1 pseudogene is annotated in these 541 nt (G+C 35.3%); it reads left to right on the forward strand.

Features of this window, described 5'->3' with window-relative positions:
• Window positions 1-290 precede the first annotated feature (290 nt).
• Window positions 291-541 (forward strand): annotated as a pseudogene (locus AB1L08_RS22530) (IS1380 family transposase); the annotation flags it as partial.

A 541-nucleotide genomic window follows, 5' to 3' on the forward strand; every position in this document is an offset into this window, starting at 1 on the left:
TTTTTCAAATGAAAGTTAGCTTTAATATTTGATAGGTTTGTGGTAAACTTCACCTTAAAGGTGCTCCTTTCTTTGGGTATTTTAGTTTCCTAAACCTAATTATACCAAAGGCTGGAGCCCTTTTTGTATTTAATAACTAGATTTTACTTTCGTAATCCAGGATAACCTTAATCCGTGACAAAATTTAGCTAAAATGCATCTAAAAAGCTGGAAAAATCAGATATAATACCCAAAAAAGGTGAATTTAGTAAGTTCACCAAACGGGTGGTATTCTATGAAAAAGTTTATTATTGAAACGACAGATAAACGAATTTCAGCATATTCCGGTAGCCATTGTCGGTGATCTTTTATATCACACCAATCTTCACAGCGATTTAATAAAACGAATGGCTAAAATGGAAAACCCTTCAATTTCTAACGGAGATGTCGCTTCTTCCAATATCGGTCTACTCTGCAAGGGCAAGAGTGATTTTGATGACATCGAAGATTTCCGGGAAGATGAATTTTTCCGTTACGCCCTGAATATCGACAACGTCCCTTC

The sequence above is a fragment of the Siminovitchia jepli genome, assembly GCF_047228825.1.
Lineage (GTDB): Bacteria > Bacillota > Bacilli > Bacillales > Bacillaceae_C > Siminovitchia.